The sequence below is a fragment of the Porphyromonas canoris genome (assembly GCF_000769115.1).
Taxonomy (GTDB): Bacteria; Bacteroidota; Bacteroidia; order Bacteroidales; family Porphyromonadaceae; genus Porphyromonas_A; species Porphyromonas_A canoris.
Map to the genome: position 1 here is coordinate 59,961 of NZ_JQZV01000005.1, position 18,738 is coordinate 78,698.

The 18,738-nt window shown below is 45.3% G+C and carries 14 protein-coding genes; 8 read left to right on the top strand and 6 right to left on the bottom strand.

Annotation, left to right across the window (positions count from 1 at the left end):
* Window positions 1-2 precede the first annotated feature (2 nt).
* The 6 genes from murD to rsmH all read right to left on the bottom strand — a co-directional run bounded on the left by murD (window position 3) and on the right by rsmH (window position 7,776).
* On the bottom strand, window positions 3-1,367 hold the full coding sequence (gene murD, locus HQ43_RS02540; protein ID WP_036789266.1) for a UDP-N-acetylmuramoyl-L-alanine--D-glutamate ligase: 1,365 nt from the start codon (window positions 1,365-1,367) through the stop codon (window positions 3-5).
* A complete protein-coding gene (mraY, locus tag HQ43_RS02545; RefSeq protein WP_036789268.1) occupies window positions 1,364-2,626 on the bottom strand; it encodes a phospho-N-acetylmuramoyl-pentapeptide-transferase in 1,263 nt (420 codons plus the stop codon). Before mraY ends, murD begins: the two co-directional genes overlap by 4 nt.
* A gap of 33 nt (window positions 2,627-2,659) precedes the next feature.
* Window positions 2,660-4,117: a UDP-N-acetylmuramoyl-L-alanyl-D-glutamate--2,6-diaminopimelate ligase gene (locus tag HQ43_RS02550; RefSeq protein WP_036789270.1), complete on the bottom strand. Its 1,458-nt coding sequence runs from the start codon at window positions 4,115-4,117 to the stop codon at window positions 2,660-2,662.
* 63 nt (window positions 4,118-4,180) lie between these two features.
* Window positions 4,181-6,421, bottom strand: coding sequence for a penicillin-binding protein (locus HQ43_RS02555; protein WP_052103030.1), 2,241 nt, complete (start codon window positions 6,419-6,421; stop codon window positions 4,181-4,183).
* A 27-nt stretch (window positions 6,422-6,448) separates the two neighbouring features.
* On the bottom strand, window positions 6,449-6,787 hold the full coding sequence (locus HQ43_RS02560; protein WP_036789272.1) for an FtsL-like putative cell division protein: 339 nt from the start codon (window positions 6,785-6,787) through the stop codon (window positions 6,449-6,451).
* A 32-nt stretch (window positions 6,788-6,819) separates the two neighbouring features.
* Window positions 6,820-7,776 carry a 16S rRNA (cytosine(1402)-N(4))-methyltransferase RsmH gene (gene rsmH / locus HQ43_RS02565; RefSeq protein WP_036789274.1) on the bottom strand — a complete coding sequence of 319 codons (957 nt, stop codon included), beginning with the start codon at window positions 7,774-7,776 and terminating at the stop codon, window positions 6,820-6,822.
* A 305-nt stretch (window positions 7,777-8,081) separates the two neighbouring features.
* Between rsmH and HQ43_RS02570 the strand changes: the two genes are divergently transcribed.
* The 8 genes from HQ43_RS02570 to cobM all read left to right on the top strand — a co-directional run bounded on the left by HQ43_RS02570 (window position 8,082) and on the right by cobM (window position 18,590).
* Window positions 8,082-9,764: a hypothetical protein gene (locus HQ43_RS02570; RefSeq protein WP_036789276.1), complete on the top strand. Its 1,683-nt coding sequence runs from the start codon at window positions 8,082-8,084 to the stop codon at window positions 9,762-9,764.
* 412 nt (window positions 9,765-10,176) lie between these two features.
* Complete coding sequence (locus HQ43_RS02575; RefSeq protein ID WP_081964522.1) at window positions 10,177-10,596, top strand: hypothetical protein; 420 nt, start codon at window positions 10,177-10,179, stop codon at window positions 10,594-10,596.
* A gap of 34 nt (window positions 10,597-10,630) precedes the next feature.
* Entirely contained in the window at window positions 10,631-11,173 is a 543-nt protein-coding gene (locus HQ43_RS02580; protein WP_036789279.1) for a histidine phosphatase family protein, read from the top strand.
* Between the two features lie 183 nt (window positions 11,174-11,356).
* The gene (locus HQ43_RS02585; protein WP_036789281.1) at window positions 11,357-13,231 is read left to right on the top strand and encodes an amidophosphoribosyltransferase; all 1,875 of its coding nucleotides are present in this window, start codon (window positions 11,357-11,359) and stop codon (window positions 13,229-13,231) included.
* A gap of 4 nt (window positions 13,232-13,235) precedes the next feature.
* The gene (locus tag HQ43_RS02590; protein ID WP_036789283.1) at window positions 13,236-14,150 is read left to right on the top strand and encodes a sirohydrochlorin cobaltochelatase; all 915 of its coding nucleotides are present in this window, start codon (window positions 13,236-13,238) and stop codon (window positions 14,148-14,150) included.
* 44 nt (window positions 14,151-14,194) lie between these two features.
* Window positions 14,195-15,604 (top strand): precorrin-3B C(17)-methyltransferase, encoded by a 1,410-nt coding sequence (cobJ, locus tag HQ43_RS02595; RefSeq protein WP_036789285.1) that lies wholly within the window; start codon window positions 14,195-14,197, stop codon window positions 15,602-15,604.
* An 11-nt stretch (window positions 15,605-15,615) separates the two neighbouring features.
* A complete protein-coding gene (locus HQ43_RS02600) occupies window positions 15,616-16,803 on the top strand; it encodes a bifunctional cobalt-precorrin-7 (C(5))-methyltransferase/cobalt-precorrin-6B (C(15))-methyltransferase (protein ID WP_036789287.1) in 1,188 nt (395 codons plus the stop codon).
* An 8-nt stretch (window positions 16,804-16,811) separates the two neighbouring features.
* Window positions 16,812-18,590: a precorrin-4 C(11)-methyltransferase gene (gene cobM / locus HQ43_RS02605; RefSeq protein ID WP_036789289.1), complete on the top strand. Its 1,779-nt coding sequence runs from the start codon at window positions 16,812-16,814 to the stop codon at window positions 18,588-18,590.
* The last annotated feature ends 148 nt before the right edge of the window (window positions 18,591-18,738 follow it).

An 18,738-nucleotide genomic window follows, 5' to 3' on the forward strand; every position in this document is an offset into this window, starting at 1 on the left:
CTTCATAATAAGGTTTTTACAGCTTCCTTAAAACGGTCTCCTCTATCCTCATAATTCTTGAATAGATCAAAACTTGCACAACAAGGAGAGAGCAAAACCGTATTAGCACCGCACTCTTTTGCCATTTCATGTGCTCTTCTGACCGTGTCTTCCACATCCTCCGATACCACATAAGGAATACCGAGAGAGCCTAACTGCTGCTCCAATTTCTGATAATCCTTTGTCATAAATATAAGACCAAGAGAAGTTCTTTTTACCTCCTCTGCTATTGTAGTATAGTCATTACCTTTGTCTGTTCCTCCGAGTATCAATATGATATCTTTATCCGCCATGGCTCCAAGAGCATACTTCGTTGCATCTATATTGGTGGCTTTAGAGTCATTGATGTAGTGGACAGACTCCACAATCCCAGCATCTTCCATACGATGCGGAACACTCTTAAATGTTCTCAAAGCCTCTTTCAAAGCAAAAAGATCTACTCCGGCATGCAGAGTTGCTGCTATTGCTGCCATTATATTGCAGTAGTTGTGCACACCTTTCAGACTCAACTCTGATAGTTTGAACGAAAAACGTCCCTGAGGCAAAGCCACTAAAATATCATTCTCTCTTAATGAGCCAAAGTAAAGATCTGCTTCCGGTTGTTGGGTATAAAACTTAAATTTTGCAATTCCGGAAGAGATCGGATGACGCACAAGCAATTTTCTGATCTCCTCATCTTCGCCAAAATAGATTGCAAGACCATCTGGAGCAAGATTGCAAAAAACCTTTCCCTTTGCATCAGCATATTTCTCTATATCATAATCATACCTATCAAGATGATCGGGCGTAATATTCAAAATAATAGAAACATAAGGAGAGAATGTCGGCATATCTTCCAATTGAAAGCTGGAAAGCTCTACCACATAAATATCTCTTCGGGAATCTTCCTGCGCATATCTGGAAAGGGCAAAACCAATATTACCGGATTCGACAGCATCCCAACCGGCAGACCTTAATACATGAGCAATAAGAGAAGTAGTCGTAGTCTTTCCATTGCTTCCGGTTACGGCGATAAAATTTGCGCCCTCCATATGGCGCGCAGCAAACTCTATTTCTGATATTACTTCACATCCATTCTCTCTTAATTGTAAAATTATTGGAGCTGTTTGTGGAATACCCGGACTTTTTACCGCGATTGTTGCATCGCTTATATTTTCCCAAGTGTGTCCTCCTTCCTCGAAAAGTATTCCAGCAGAGTTTAGAGACTCCTTAACTTCAGTCGGTATATTATTCTTATCCGAGACAAAGACTTCGTATCCCTTCTTTTTCGCTAAAAGAGCAGCTTGTAGTCCACTCTCTCCGGCTCCTAAAACGACAATCTTCTTCATCTCAACTTCAAAGTTATGATAGTTAATATAGCAAGTATAGCACCTATTAGCCAAAATCTTGTTACAATCTTTGCTTCAGGAATAGGTGTAATAGGTTTTTGTATTATAGCATCTATCCCCTCGTTCCCCGGTTTCTGAAAGTGATGATGTAGTGGAGCCATCTTGAAGATCCGCTTACCCACTCCTTGTTTTTTCTTTGTGTATTTATAATAATATCTCTGCAATATAACGGATAGATTTTCTACAACAAATATTCCACAAAGGATGGGCAAAAGAAGTTCTTTCCTTATAACTATTGCATAAACAGCTATTATACCTCCGATGGTAAGACTTCCTGTATCCCCCATAAATACTTGTGCAGGATAAGAATTGTACCAAAGGAATCCCATCGTTGCTCCTACAAATGCGGCTGCAAATACCACCAGTTCTTCTGCTCCGGGAATAAACATGACATTTAGATACTCAGCAAAAGTGAGGTGAGATGAGACATAAGCGAGAATACCCAGAGCCATTCCCATAAAAGCAGAAGACCCTGCTGCAAGTCCATCCAATCCATCAGTCATATTTGCGCCATTGGAAACGGCCGTTACAATGAGAATACAGGCAATAATAAAAATGAGAAAGGTCAACATCTCCTTATGCCGGTTAAAACCAGAAACAAACCAGCTATAATCGAAGTTGTTTTCTTTAACGAAAGGAATTGTTGTTGTGGTGGATTTCTCCGGAACAAGATTATAGGTTACGGTTATCTCCTGTGTTTCCTGATGTCTTACCTCATGATTTTCCAAAATTACCACACTCGGACTCATGAATAGAACAACGGCAACGATGGTGCCGAGTCCTACTTGTGCAATGATTTTATACCTGCCTCTCAAGCCCTCTTTATTCTTCTTGACAAGCTTGATATAATCATCTATAAATCCTAAAACACCCAGCCAAAGAGTGGTAAGAATCATCAGTATGATGTATACATTATTAAGCTTGGCAAAAAGAAGTACCGGTATAAGTAGAGACACGATGATGATAATCCCTCCCATAGAAGGTGTTCCTGCCTTACTCTTTTCTCCCTCTAAGTCCAATGGACGGATGATTTCCCCCAATTGCAGCAGTTGAAGTCGAGCTATAATTTTTTTCCCAACGATGGTTGCCAGCAACAAAGCCAAGACAAAAGCGATACCGGAACGAGTTGTAACGTAAGAAAAAGCATTGATTCCCGGCACTTGCAAAGATTGCAGATAGTCTATCAGATAAGTAAGCATAAGGATTAAGAATGGAAATAAAGCATTAGACCTTTACATGGATTTATAGCAGTCAAGAACCTCCTCTACATCATCAAAATGGTACTTTTCGCCACGTATTTCCTGGTAATTTTCATGTCCCTTACCGGCGATAAGAACAACATCTCCTTTCTTCGCCAACATACATGCCGTCTTAATAGCCTGCTTTCTATCTTCAATGGTCAGTACTTGGGCTTTTTCATTTGGAAGCAGCCCGCTTTCCATCTCTTTAAGAATTTGCATTGGCTCTTCATCTCTCGGATTATCAGAAGTCAAGATAAGCTTGCTACTCCACTTTGCTCCTACTGCCGCCATGATAGGACGCTTCTCTTTATCCCGATTTCCGCCACAGCCAACGACTGTAATCAGCTCTCCTTTGCCTTGTACCAAGTCGGAAACCGTATGTAACACATTTTCTAAAGCATCAGGCGTGTGAGCATAGTCTACAACGGCCACAAATCCTCTCGGAGACATTATGGTCTGAAATCTGCCATTAACCGGTATCAGACTACTCATAACGGGAAGTAGGACATCCTTCTCGACACCCAAGAGTCTTGCTGCACCATACACGGCCATAAGATTATATCCATTGAAATCCCCTACGAAATGAGTAAAAATCTCTGTACCATCCATAAGCATTTCGGTACCATCCAAATGCTTTTCTATGATCTTTCCCTTAAAAGTAGAGTCGGTCTTGAGCCCATAAGTATAAACAGATGTTTTGGCATTTTGTACCATCACCATACCATTTCTATCATCCACATTGGTCAGGGCAAACGCATCTTGAGACAACTGATCAAAAAATCCCTGTTTGGCTCTGAGATAATTATCGAATGTCAAGTGATAGTCCAGATGATCATGCGTAAGGTTCGTAAATATACCACCGGCAAATGTTGTCCCTCCTATTCTGTGTTGAACCACAGCATGAGAAGAGACCTCCATAAATGCGTAGCTACATCCCTCCTCCACCATTCTGTGCAAGAAGTATTGAAGAGTAAGAGCATCGGGAGTTGTACGAACAGCTTCTATCTGCTCATCTCCTATTCTGACACAAACCGTAGAAAGCAAGCCGACCTTATACCCCAACTTTCTGAACACCTCATACAGTAGTGTCGCAGTAGTTGTCTTTCCATTTGTTCCGGTAACTCCTACCAGCTTTATCTTATCAGACGGATGTCCGTAAAAATTGGCAGCTACCATTCCCACAACAACATCGGTATGTTCTGTGCGGATAATGGCAATCTCTTCCGGCAGATCATATTCGGGAAGTTCTTCACACAAGATTGCCACAGCTCCCTTTTCTACTGCTTGACAAATAAAGTCGTGTCCATCCGAAATAGTTCCACGGATAGCAACAAAAAGATCTCCCGAATTTACCTTTCTTGAGTCGGATTGTATTCCTTTAATCTCTATATGCCCCACATCCGCCAATTGCTCATGAGGAATTCCCTTAAATAGTTGCTGAATTGTCATATATTGGTATCTGTTCTTTTAATTATTCAAAACTAAGCACTTCAAGAAAATCTGCTTGACCTGCTAATGCAGTCTTATGAAGAGTTGTGCGCCCGGCTTTATTTTCTGTCCTGCCGGAATGGACTGTGCCACCACTTTAGATCCATGATTGCCTACGGATACTTTCAAGCCACAAGACTGTGCAAGATAAATGGCATCCATTGGCATCATGCCTATTAAAGAAGGCATCCGATCCTCTGCAATATTAACCTCTTGAGGGAAAGAGTTTCCTAAACTATCTCTTCCATACTTGATCCAGTTGGAAACCTCTCCATCTGCTTTCTCGATACTATTCTTATCTATCACAAACTTCCAAGCCTTCTCCACTACATCGCCTCTTCCACCATGTATCGGCATACGGAATGTAGCCAGAGAGTCGGGAGTTATATCGTTCAGTTCCGCATACATCGTAGTGGCATGGATCTGTTCGGCGATAGACTTTACCACCGGACCACAGACAGCACCTGCTCCCAGCCTGGTTTGTGGTCTGCTTATCACCACAATTATACTGTATTTAGGTTCAGACGAAGGGAAATACCCGGCAAAAGTTACATTCTTACCTCTTCCATATCCTCCACGTCCCTCGGAAATATAAGCCGTTCCAGTCTTTCCGGATATTTCTACGGAGTTAGACAGAGCAGATTTTGCCGTTCCTTCGGTTACCACTTCTCTGAGCATCTGCTGTATCTGTCGCAGAGTCTTTTCACTTGCCATACGCTCCTTTACAACGGTCGGTTCCGTACGCCTCAAGACCTCTTCATCCCTCACGATTTTTCTTACCAGATACGGCTGCATGACCCTTCCGTTATTGGCTATACCATTATAAAAACGAAGCATATATATAGGAGGTATCTGTGTTTCGTACCCGAAAGATATCCATGCGATGGAGGTCTTATCCCAATTTTTTGCCTCTTTTATAAAAGGTTTTGCCGTACCGGGAATTTCCAGAGAGATCGGTTCAAGCAAAGACATCTTTACCAGTCGGTCTCGAAATGCTTTATAGTCGTTTCCGTATCCTCTTGTTACAGCCTTGGCAACGCCGACATTGGAAGAGAACCAGATAGACTGTGCCAAAGTAATATCTCCGTATCCCCCACGATCTTTATTGTGATCCTGAACAACCCTTTTATTGAAAAGCCATGTTCCATTACCTACATCTATTATATCATCAGGCGATCCGTGCCCATCTTCCAACACAGCCATTACGGAAGGCACTTTAATTGTGGAGCCTGGTTCCAAAAGATCCCTTAAAGCATGATTGACAGTCTCTGCATACTCTCCGTTGCTCTTTCTGTCGAGGTTGGACATTGCCTTTATCTCTCCTGTGGCAACCTCCATAATCACGGCGGTTCCCCATAGAGCATCAAACTCCTTCACTTTCTCCAATAGAGCTCGCTCCGTTATGTCCTGAATATTGACATCTATGGTTGTATGTATATCGCATCCGTTTACAGGTTTTTTCTTTACCGGATAGACCCATTGTCCGCTTACTCTTTTTTTGGCATTGATACCCGGCACTCCACACAACAGAGAGTCGTACTCCAACTCCAATCCGCTACTACCGTGCGACAATCCTGTCGAATCTGTTTCAGAACGCAGAAAACCCACCGTCCGAGAAGCCATATTACCATAAGGTCTCTCTCGTCTAATCACCGGTTCATCTATGATTCCACTGACGTTTCTATTCCGAATATTGAAATATGGAGCTGCAGCAAGCTGTTGTCGTTCCAAGTGTGAGATCTCTTTCGGAATGATACGCTGAGTACGACGTTTACCCTTTCGCCCTTCGGTGTAAGCCTTCATCAGATACTCCTTATACTGTCTCACACTTTTATCTCCCAATATTCCGGAAAGATACCAAGCCATAGAGTCCACATTTGCCTTGAATATGGAGTCCTTAAATCCGGCAGCCTTAAAGTCTATGCTTACCTTGTATCTTGGTACACTTACAGCCATGGCAGTATTCATTGCCGAGTAGATATTTCCCCGTGTAGGCAGTACCGATACATCCGGTTGCTGGTGAATTTTATCTTTCTCCAGCCAGATCTGTCGCTCGGTTGTGGTTACAACAAGAGCTTTTACAATGACTCCGAAGCCCACACAGACCATCAACCAAGCGTAAAGATGATAGAAGTTTTTCAAGAACTTCTTCCGTTGCTTCTGTACAACGATCTTATCTTCTTCACTTGATCGACCTCCTGCCACCTTTGGGCGGCTCTCTTTATCTCGGATCCTGTTCCGAAACTCTTTTGGACTATCGCTCATCTGTCTGGGGCTCTATATTGAAGATCTCTAATCTATATATATGGGTGGCGTATCCGGAGAGGATATTTCGAGTTCGGCACTCTTCACTCTCTCCTCTATAACGGTAATGCGTCTGTTCTGAACAAGAGTAGAGTTCACCGATATTCGCTCCATTTTAAGCTCCTTCACTTCCTTTTTCAGCTTTTCGAGCCTTCTCTGAAAGCCCATAGACGTATATGATGCGGTGATGGAGATAAAAGAAGAGAGAACGACGGCTATGGCATACTTCGTAGTGCGTGGCGTCCAGCGGTTTGCCACCCACGTTCCATCAAGAAAGCCGAAAAAAGTACTTCTTGATCTGTTCTCCTTGCCACTCTTGCTACTCATAAATTTTCAGTTATAAAATCTTGAAACCGTCTCTACTCCTCTATGTTCGGCATACCTACACGCAGTTTTGCACTGCGAGAACGAGGATTCCTGTCTATTTCCTCAGCAGAAGGCAACACGGCTTTCTTGAACGAGGGGCGCATTGGAGAGAGTACATTTCCATACATATCCACCTCTCTTGTCCCCTCCATGTTGCCATAGCGGAAAAAGTTCTTCACCGGTCTGTCCTCCAGAGAGTGATAGGTGATTATTGCTATCCGTCCATCATCTGCAAGAAGCTCTCTTGAATACCTCAACAGATCTTTCAGAGCTCCCATCTCATCATTCAACTCTATCCGAAGAGCCTGAAAAAGCTTTGCCAGATTCTTCTTATCGTTCTCCCGAAAAAGAGATGGAGAGAGTATGCTTATAAGGTCGTTCACTGTTCGTAAAGGCAGACCTTTCTCAATCGCTTGCTTTATAGTCTTGGCTATACGATACGGCTGATTCAGCTCTCCATAGTTTCTAAAGATGAAAGCCAACTCCTCTTCCGTCTCAGAGAGTAGAAGATCCGCAGCGGTCTGTTTCTGTTGAGCATTCATCCGCATATCCAATGGAGCATCAAATCGGAAGCTGAAACCTCTGTCCGGATCATCGAAATGATGAGAAGAGACACCCAGATCCGCCAATATGCCATCCACTTTCTCCACTCCGATATAAGCGAGATAGTGGCGAAGATACCGGAAATTCCCATGCACGAAAAGCATTCGCTCTTCTCCCTCCGGGATATTCCGAATGGCATCTGCATCCTGATCCACAGCAATAAGCCTGCCTTTGGAGGAGAGTCGCTCCACGATGGCTTTGCTGTGTCCTCCTCCTCCGAATGTACAATCGACATAGATACCATCCGGTTTTATGTTCAACGCATCCAGTGTTTCATCCAGAAGCACCGGTACATGATAGCTTTCCGCTACCTTGATATTTGGAGTGGAGTTTGGTGTTTTACGCATTTCTTCGACGCAAAATATTGGGAGTAAAGCTGAAATCAAAGGTACAGATTATAGTTCAAATAAAAAACAGGTTTTTAGAAAGAAATCCACAAGAAAAGCTCATCACTTTTCATCGATCGTTCGAGTGTGATGCAAAACCCGGAGGTTTCTTTATTTTTCCCACTTATTTTCATAACTTTGAGACAGACACAGATAATACCTTTCTGTAAAAAGCACGATCAAAACCTTTTTATTCGCTTTTCGGAGCAGTGTAGTACTCCGAGCGATTTATATTATTTATTCATTCATCAATAAAACAAACCATTATGGCTAATGAAAAACTCAACCTTAAAGCAGTGAAAAACTCCAAAGAGTTTAAGATTGACTACAGTAACATCAAACAACTACAAGAAATAGAGTTTGACGATACGATCAAGGTCAAACGCCAAACATTCGGCAACTACAAAAGACGCAGAGAAAAGTTAGACAAACCTCTTGTTAAGCGAGTTCCTCGTCCTTCTTTCGGGCCGGGTTTGAAGCTCTTCACCAAGTATTCTACACACGTTTATACCAAAGGAAGAATGATCGTTGTCGTCAACTACGACTTATATCCGGACATTAAATCTTCCATAGACCAATACGTTCTTGATGTTGCAAACGACGGGTACTATGCAGATGTGTACAGATACAAAGGAGGAACGGCGGCAGATTTAAGAAAATTCATTATCCGAAACCGAAAGAGACTTATTGAAGATCCGCGAGAAAGCAAGGGAGAAAAGAAAAACGAAAAAGACAGAAAGAGAAAAGCAGCTCTCAGAGGTGTAGTATTCGTTGGGAATCTTCCCATTGCATGGTATGAGCATAAAGTTAGAGGTCACTCCTCGGTATTTCCTTGTGATCTTTTCTTCATGGATGCCAATGGAAGATGGAAAGACAAAGACAAAGACAAAGATGGAGACTACAATATACACGCCGGAGATATAGATGCCGAGATATGGGTGGGCAGAATATGGACTCCCGACATGAACGGCAACAACGCCCGGCTTATAAATCAGTACTTTGCTCGCAATCACTACTTTAGAAAAGGACTCTTAGGACAATCCAATAAAGGTCTGACCATCGTGGATGACGACTGGGCAGGATTCGGAGATTGTGCTATGGATATGATGCTTCCAAGCAGTAACATCGACGTTTGCACGGACAAAAAAGAAACCAATGCCAACACCTACAAGGCAAAGATGGCTAAACATTTCGGTTGGGCTCAGGTTTGTGCTCACTCCAACCCTTATCTCCACCGTTTTTCTATCCCTAACGAACCATTCAAGGAGGAGGACAACTACATAAGAGTCAAATACATCAAAGACGAAAATCCTCCTCAAGCAAACTTCTACAACCTCTTTGCATGCAGCAGTGCCCTGTTTACTCAGCCGGATTATATGGCAGGATGGTACATTTTTGACAAGCCCGGCAACGGTATCAATCCGGGTATGGCTGCAATAGGTAGTACAAAGTCTGGGTCGATGCTCTTCTTTGAAAACTTCTATGGCCCGATGGGCAAAGGCATGACAATAGGAGAAGCCTTTGTAGAATGGTGGAAATGCTTGGGAGCTAAACATGAAGACTGGGAAATAGGCTGGTTCTACGGCTTGGTACTATTGGGAGACCCGACACTAAACTGGTGGAGCGGTGTTGTTCCAAAACAAATAAGCCCATTCCCCTACCAGATTTTCAGCCACTACCCAAGAGATACAAGGTTTGAATGGACTCCCGTTGCAGTAGAAGGTGTTCCTGTTGAATACCACGTGGAGACGGATCATTTCTGTTGCGGTTGGGCCTCCGACCAAGCAATTGAGAGCGGTAAAAGCCACAATTACACCTACAAAACATCTAAAACATACCTTGATCATCTGTTCGTTGGAGCTCAAAGAGGCCGTTGGCGTGTCAGAGCAAAAGTAGGAGATATACTCTGTCCGTGGAGTGAGTGGAGGTATTTCTGCTATACTATTTAATCCTTGCTACTATTTCACAATTCTGTATTTTGAGGCACCGCAGTAGTCGGTGCCTCTTTTATATCCGTTCACAAAACAGACTATACACTTACAAAAGATGATGTGATGCCTTATACCATTGTAAATCAAAAGCCGGTTTGTACGATTTAGGGCTTGATTTGCAGGATTCAAGGCTCGATTTGCAGGCATCAAGATTTGATTGCTCCAAATGAAGATTTGGTTTGAAAATCTTAACCCGTTCAACAAAGAAAATATCCCTGTTCAGAACAACTTTTGAACACGGAAAAGAGAAGAATGAAAAGACTTGCAGAAAAGAGCGGAGAGGAGTGTGCAATAATCTTAAAACTACTATTTTCAACTTCCGCATTTTAATATATCTTTGTGCCCGTAAAAGTATTAGAAAAAAGATACTATGGAAATTCGTATCAGTCGTATTCTAAGCGAATACTACGACTTTACCCGAAAAGAGTCAGAAGAGCTCATCCGTGCCGGTAGGGTGACCAAGAATAACGAAGTAGTGGGTATTGGCGACAAAGCCTGTGTGGATGATGATGTGCGTTTGGACCACTCGTCTGTTCCCCTAAAAGGCATATTCAGAAAAGTAAGTAGAGAAAAAGCTCGCTCCTCTCAAGATGTATTTGTCCGTTTTGGCAGGGATGAGCAGGACGATAGAGATGGCATACGCTTCTCTTCTCCAAAAAGCGCAGAACTAAGGAAAGGAAGAAAGATCAGCTCCGGCACCAAGGGGCCGAACAGAAAAGGCAAGAACACCGAAGCTCCGAAAGAGAGCTATCGTGAAGCTAAACGCCTTGGCGGAATGAAGAAAGGGTGATGCCCCGTCCCCCTGATGCAGAAACCCCGATAATATGACAATAGACTGGATAAGACACACCTCTTTAAGCATAGACCCCATACTCTGTTACGGACAAACGGATGTTCCCGTATCCAAAAACTTTGAACGCGAAGCCGAGCAGGTCAAACAGAAGTTGGATGCTCTCGAACATAGGTATGATGCCTCTTTTACTTCCCCTCTGAGCAGGGCGACACTGCTTGCGGACTACTGTGGATATGGCGATGCCATAAGGGATGACCGGCTTATGGAGTTTAACTTCGGAAGTTGGGAGATGAGACCGTGGTATGATATTTCAGATCTTGCATTGGGTGATGAGAATCTCTGGTTTGCCACATGGCATCAGATGGAGATACCGGATGGAGAGACTCTCCAGAATATGATTTTGAGGGTAGAAGAGTTCATCTCTTCCTGCAAAGAGAAAGGCTACTCCCACATTATCTGTTTCTGCCATGGCGGTGTCATCAATACCGCCCAGTACATTACCGGACAGATCGGGTACGATGATATATTCAAGCTCACCCCGAAGCATGGTGAGATCATATCCATCTCTCACTAAGCAAAACATCCGGAGCAGATGCTTGCAAAACTTAATAGGAACGCTCTCGTCCATGGACTATCTATGGTCGGGAGCATTTTCATTTGCGCTCCCGATTCCGTAACTTTACGTTTTCAAACTTTGAAGGCATCTTCGACAGATGTCTTTCGGCTTACAAACCAATAAGATCTACAATACATCGTAATGGAAACATTGAAGCACGAGTGCGGTATCGCCCTCATCAGACTACGCAAACCCCTCTCCTTCTATCATGAGAAATATGGGACGTGGCGTTACGGACTGAACAAAATGTATCTTCTCATGGAGAAGCAGCACAACAGAGGGCAAGAAGGAGCCGGGATGGCTTGTGTTAAACTAAACACTCCTCCCGGTGAAGAGTACTTCTTCAGGCATAGAGCTCAAGGCAGTAGTGCCATCACAGAAGTGTTTGAGGATGTCAGAAAAGATATAGACTCCACTCCGGAAGAGCTTTTCGAGAGTATAGACAGCATCTCCAAGCATGTTCCCTTTGCAGGAGAGTGCTACATGGGACACCTTCGGTACAGTACTACCGGCAAGAGAGGTATGGCTTTTGTCCATCCGATGATGAGGCGTAGCAACTGGAGAGCAAAGAGTCTGCTCTTGTGCGGAAACTTTAATCTCACCTCCACGGATAAGATTTTTGAGTCCATCACATCCGTAGGACAGCATCCGAGAAACATGTCCGACACTCACATCGTCATAGAACAGATGGGGCACGCATTGGACAGAGAGATAGAGCGAGTGTACAGAATCGCCAAGGGTATGGGGCTTGAAGGCATGGACATTACCGACCATATAGAAAGCCATATCAACCTTTGCAATCCGCTCTCAAAGTGTTCGCCACTATGGGAAGGCGGGTATGCCATGTGCGGTATGACAGGAAGCGGAGAATCTTTTGTTATGAGAGACCCTGCGGGGATACGCCCTGCTTTCTATTATGTAGACGACGAAATCGTTGTCGTTGCATCGGAAAGAGCCGTCATCCAAACCGTTATGAACCTCACTTTTGATAAGGTTAAGGAGCTTCCGAGGGGCAGTGCCATCACGATAGATAAAAGCGGTGAGCAGGTCAATATATTCGAGATCCTGCCACAAGCACCCAATGCAGCCTGCTCGTTTGAACGCATATACTTCTCCAGAGGTAGCGATAGAGACATCTATAAAGAGCGCAAGGCGTTAGGGGCTAATCTCGTTCCACAGGTGATGAAGAGTATAGATTACGACTTGGATCATGCCGTATTCTCCTTTATTCCGAATACTGCCGAAGTGGCTTATTTCGGGCTTGTGGAGGGTCTGAATAAAGTACTCAACGAACAAAAACTAAAGGCTATCCAAGAGCTCTCGAACCCTACATCCGAAGAGTTGGGCACTATCCTCAACAAGCGCATAAGGGCTGAGAAGGTGGCGGTAAAGGATATCAAGCTGAGAACATTCATCACTCAGGGCGAAAGCCGAAAGGAGTTGGCGGCACACGTATACGATATTACTTACGGCTCTTTGAACCGAAACGAGGATAAGCTGGTGGTTATCGACGACAGCATCGTTCGGGGAACAACGTTGAAAGAGAGTATCATCACCATTCTTCATCGTCTCGGTCCCACAAAAATCGTAATCGTATCATCCGCTCCCCAAGTGCGTTATCCGGACTGCTATGGTATAGACATGAGCAGATTGGAAGAGTTTGTCGCATTCCGTGCAGCTGTTGCGCTGCTCGAAGAGAGAGGACAGACTGCAGTGTTGGATGAGATCTACTCGGACATTATCAAGGCAGAAGCGGAGAACAGACTCACGGAACAGAATTTTGTGAAGCGTCTTTATGCTCCGTTCTCTGTGGATGAATTGAACACAAAGATGCTTGAGCTCCTGATGCCGGAGGGTATAGATATTCCTGTCGAGCTGGTATTCCAATCCATGGAAGGGCTTCACGAAGCTGTTCCGAACCATCCGGGCGACTGGTATTTCTCAGGTAACTATCCGACCAAAGGCGGAAATGTTTTGGTAAACAGAGCGTACATCAATTTCTATAAGAACAGATAACACTATGACAGATAACAATCAAGATAAAAAACTACTGACTCACTCGAAAGCCGGGAACAAGGTTTTTGAAGAGGATAACATCTTCGATCATGTAACGGATGGAGATAAAGTGGCTATTCTTATGGCGCACTTCGGAACCACTCATGAGGATACCAGAGAGAAGACCATAGATATAATAAATGATATGGTTACGGCTCACTATCCGATGATAGATATGTACGAGGCGTACACATCGCGTATCATCGTGAAGCGTCTCAAGGATAGAGGAGTGGAGAAGATGTTACCTTCGGAAGCTCTAAGGCTTTTGGCAGATCAGGGATACACTCATGTCATAGTACAGCCTACGACAATCATCTGGGGAGTAGAGATGGAGAGTCTCTGCATAGACGTCGAAGAGATCCGAGACAGGTTCAAAGAGGTTCGTCTCTGCTCGCCACTTCTTTCGTATGAAGAGGATTATGATGCGCTCATAGAGGCTATGACGGCTGAGACAGAAGAGGATGAAGTTTATCTTTGGGTCGGTCACGGCACTTACGATGTATCTACCGCACAATACGCGATGCTCGATTACAAGCTGAAAGATCTCGGTTATCCCAATCACATTATAGGCTGTATCGAAGGCTATCCTTACTTTGAGCAGGCTCTCTCACAACTACGCAGGTTGGACACCAAACGTGTACACCTTCAACCGCTTATGCTGGTAGCCGGAGAGCATGCCAAGAACGATATTGCGGAAGACTGGAAAGAGATGTTGGAAGAAGAGGGATACGAAGTGGTACTTCACCTTTGCGGACTTGGAGAGTTGCCTGCCGTTCAGGAGCGTTTCCTTGAACTTCTCACCTTCTATTCCCGATACCGAAAGATCGGAATCATGCAAAAGAAAAGCCTTTATATCTCCACAGGAAAGAAGATGAAGTAGAAAGATTTTGAATTTGATACCTTAAGAACAGTAGAGCATAGCGAATGAAGAAAGGAAAAATAGTAGTCGCCGGGATAGGTCCGGGCGGTAAAGAAGATATATCACCGGCTGTATTGGATGCCGTAAAGACGGCAGATGTGGTCGTGGGATACAAATATTATTTTCAGTTTATAGAGTCTGTTCTCTCTCCCGGCACGGTCTGTATAGATACAGGCATGAAGAAAGAGCAGTTGCGAGCCGAACAGGCATTCGATCTTGCAGAAGAAGGCAAGACGGTGGTGGTGATCAGCTCCGGCGATTCCGGTATTTACGGCATGGCGCCACTGGTATATGAGATGAAAGATGAACGCGATAGCGACATCGAGGTAGAGGTATTACCCGGTATAAGTGCCTTTCAAAAAGCGGCTGCTTTGCTGGGTGCTCCCATCGGACATGACTTTTGCGTGATCTCTCTATCCGATCTCATGACTCCCTGGGCTACCATTGAGAAGAGAATAGAAGCCGCAGCAATGGCAGACTTTATCACTGCCGTCTATAATCCCAAGAGTAATGGCAGGTATTGGCAACTGCACCGACTGAAAGAGCTATTCCTTAAACACCGCGATCCTCAAACGCCTGTGGGATACGTCCGTCAGGCAGGAAGAGAAGATCAGAATATCACTCTTACCACATTGGAAGCATTTGATCCGGAAGAGATAGATATGTTCACGCTTGTTCTGTTAGGCAATTCCCAGACTTATAAATCTGCCGACGGTAAGATGATAACCCCTCGCGGCTATTATCGCAACAAGGGTATGCAGGCGGATAAGATCGGACAGGATATCATGATCCGCAGTTTTCAGACCATCGAAAGCGAGTTGGCAAACAAAAATATCCCGTTGGATCACAAGTGGGCTCTGCTCCACTCCATCCACACAACCGCAGACTTTGACATGGAGAAAGTACTCTACACAGATGAAAAAGCCGTAGAGCAGCTTCATGAAGCCTTTATCTCCAAGAAAGTAAGTACCATCATCACGGATGTTACCATGGTTGTCTCCGGCATCAGAAAGGGAGCATTGGAGCGTTTGGGCATAGAAGCCAAATGCTATTTGCACGATCCGAGAGTGGCACAGATGGCTACGGAGAAAGGCATTACCCGTACTCAAGCCGGCATCCGATTGGCGGTAGAAGAGCACCCTGATGCGCTTTACGCTTTCGGCAATGCCCCTACTGCACTTATCGAGCTATGCGATCTGATCCGAAAAGGAAAGGCTTCACCTGTCGGGGTGATAGGTGCTCCGGTCGGGTTTGTGAATGTTTGCGAGTCGAAACACATGCTCAAGTCTTTCCCTTCCATCCCTAAAATCATAGTGGAGGGACGCAAAGGCGGAAGCAATCTGGCGGCTACACTTGTAAACTCCATCCTGACTCTCGACGATGCCGAACAGCTTCGCCCCGGACGAGATCTGTAATAAACGAAAAGATGAAGTTCACTATCATTGGCATAGATGACAACAGAGAGCAGCATCTCTCCCCTCATCTTCGGGAGCGTATAGCCCGAAACAGTATCTTTTCGGGCGGATTGCGTCATAAAGAGATCATGGATCCCTACCTGCCCGAAGGGTATAGTTGGATTCCGATAGTAGTTCCTCTCTCTCAAGTTTTCGAGGCATATCGCCGGCACGAAGAGGTTGTGATATTTGCCTCAGGCGATCCGCTCTTCTTCGGATTTGCCAATACTGTTCTGCGAGAAATGCCCGAAGCGGAGATTGATCTCTATCCCTACTTCAACTCTTTGCAGCTACACGCTCATCGCCTCCTGCTCCCCTATCAGGATATGAAGATTGTCTCTCTCACGGGACGCCCTTGGCACAAGTTCGATGAAGCTCTCATTCTCGGATATGATCTTATAGGCATACTCACGGATAACAAAGAACATACCCCTCAAACCATAGCCAAACGGATGTTGGAGTATGGGTATGACAACTACAAGATGTCCGTAGGCGAACTGCTGGGCAATACCGAAGCAGAGCGTGTTACCACTCACGGTTTGGAAGAGATCGCTTCGCAGTCGTTTGCATTTCCCAATAACATCATCCTCCACAAGCAATACACTCGTCCCCGACCGCTTGGTCTTCATGAAGGGAACTTTCATCTGCTCAACGGTAGAGCCAAGATGATCACCAAAATGCCTATTCGACTTCTCTCGCTGAGTGCACTGGACTTACGGGAAAGGAGTGTCTTTTGGGATGTCGGATTCTGTACCGGCTCTGTCTCCATCGAGGCAAAGCTGCAGTTTCCACACCTTCAGGTTTATGCTTTTGAACAGCGAGAAGAGGGGCGGATGCTCATCCATGAAAATGCAAAAAAGTTCGGAACGCCCGGCATCAATGCGTTTATCGGAGACTTCACAGAGACCGAGACGGATGCTTTACCTGCTCCGGATGCTGCTTTTATCGGCGGACACGGAGGCAAGATGAACGAAATCGTGGAGAAATTATCCGCGAAAATGGCTTCGGGCAGCATATTGGTCTTCAACGCCGTATCTCCCGAAAGCAGACAGATGTTCCTTGATGCGTGCGGGGCACACGGCTTCGGAGAGATGCAGAGTACCCGAATCACGATAGACGACTTCAATCCGATAGAAGTCATGAGGGCTGTTAAACAATAAGACGACAGATGAAATCCATTGCAATCATACTGGTTTCCGAGCGTAGCCGACACCTTGCCGAAACCATCCTAAAGGAGTATCCCGACGCGGAGATACATCCGCTCACCCATGTCGGCGAGTTATTTTCCAAATCCGATGCCTTAGTCTTCATCGGGGCTATGGGTATCTGTATCAGGACTATCGCACCATATATCAGAGACAAATACACAGACCCTGCCATTGTCAATATAGACAGCACGGGGCAGTTCGTTGTATCTGTTCTCTCCGGGCATGTCGGAGGAGCAAACGAACTCTCCACAGCTTTGGCACGAGTGCTTGGAGCACAAGAGGTGATCACCACTCAAAGCGATGGTCTCGGCTTATGGGCATTGGACACGATAGGTAAAAAGTACGGTTGGAAGACAGAAACCTCCGAAGCCAACCTGAATGCACCCATCACGCTATTTGTTAATGACAAGCGGGTAGCCCTTCTACTCGACATCAAAGATAGCGGAACGGCATACATGGAGCGTACCAAACCGCCGCACGTAGATCTCTTCTACAACATTGCGGATATAGAGTGGAAAGAGTACGAGCTGTTCATAGCCGTCACACCGAAGATATACAGAGAGGTGCCTGTCCCTGCCATCTACTATCGTCCGAGTGTATTGCACCTCGGCATGGGATGCCGTCGCCAATGCTCCTCTACCGGAGTAGCCGGCTATCTGGAAGAAGCCCTTACAGGTTTTGGCTACTCTCCCCTCTCCATTGCATCACTATCGTCCATAGAGCTAAAGAAAGATGAGCCGATGCTGCACGAGCTTGCCACGCATTTTGGTGCGCCTCTCCATATCTTTTCGGACAGAGAGTTGGACGGTGTGGAAGTACCCAACCCCTCCAAGAAAGTAGAAGAGGTAACATCCGTACCGAGTGTATCGGAAGCCTCATCCATTATGGCTGCAAAGGGAGGAGCTTTACTGTTGGAGAAGCAGAAAGGGGCACTTTCCGCCGGGAATGAGTTCACATTCGCATTGGCGCAGGATAGAGCATCTGTTCGCGCCGGTCATATAGAAATTGTAGGTGCCGGTCCGGGAGATCCGGAGCTTGTATCGGTCAAAGGGAAAAGATTTCTGCAACAGGCGGATCTTATTCTTTATGCCGGCAGTCTCGTACCCATAGAGCTGACCCACTATGCCAAAGCGGGAGCCACAGTGCGTAGCTCCGCATCAATGAGTCTTGAAGAGCAGTTTGAGATCATGAAAGAGTTTTACGACAAAGGGCTTTTGGTGGTTCGTCTGCATACGGGCGACCCTTGCATCTATGGCGCCATCCAAGAGCAGATGGCACTCTTCGATGCCCACGATATGTCGTACCACATCACACCGGGGATCTCATCATTCCAAGCCGCTGCAGCAGCTCTTCGCTCGCAGTTTACCATTCCGGAAAAGGTACAGACCATTATCCTCACCCGTGGAGAAGGGCGTACCATGATGCCGGAAAAAGAGAAGCTCCATCTGCTGGCACGTTCTCAGAGCACCATGTGCATCTTCCTCAGTGCCGGCATCGTGAGGGATGTTCAGGCTCAACTCTTAGAGCACTATCCGCCAACCACTCCGGTGGCTGCCTGCTACAAACTTACGTGGAAAGATGAGCGCATCTACCGGGGAGAGCTGAAAGACTTGGCAAAAATCGTGGAAGAGAACAACCTTACCCTAACCACCATGATTGTGGTGGGAGAAGCCATAGACAACCGGCACGGATTATCGAGACTTTATGCAGATGAGTTCAAACATCTGTTCAGGACATAAGCGATAAAAGAGCAGATAAAGACACTTCCTCCCGGCAGGGAAGTATAAACTCTACTCTACAAAACCGACAGGAAACCGAGATAAAAGCTCCTTGATCTTTTCAAGGAGCTTTTATCTTTTGGAAAGAACACTTTGCCAAAAGAGATTT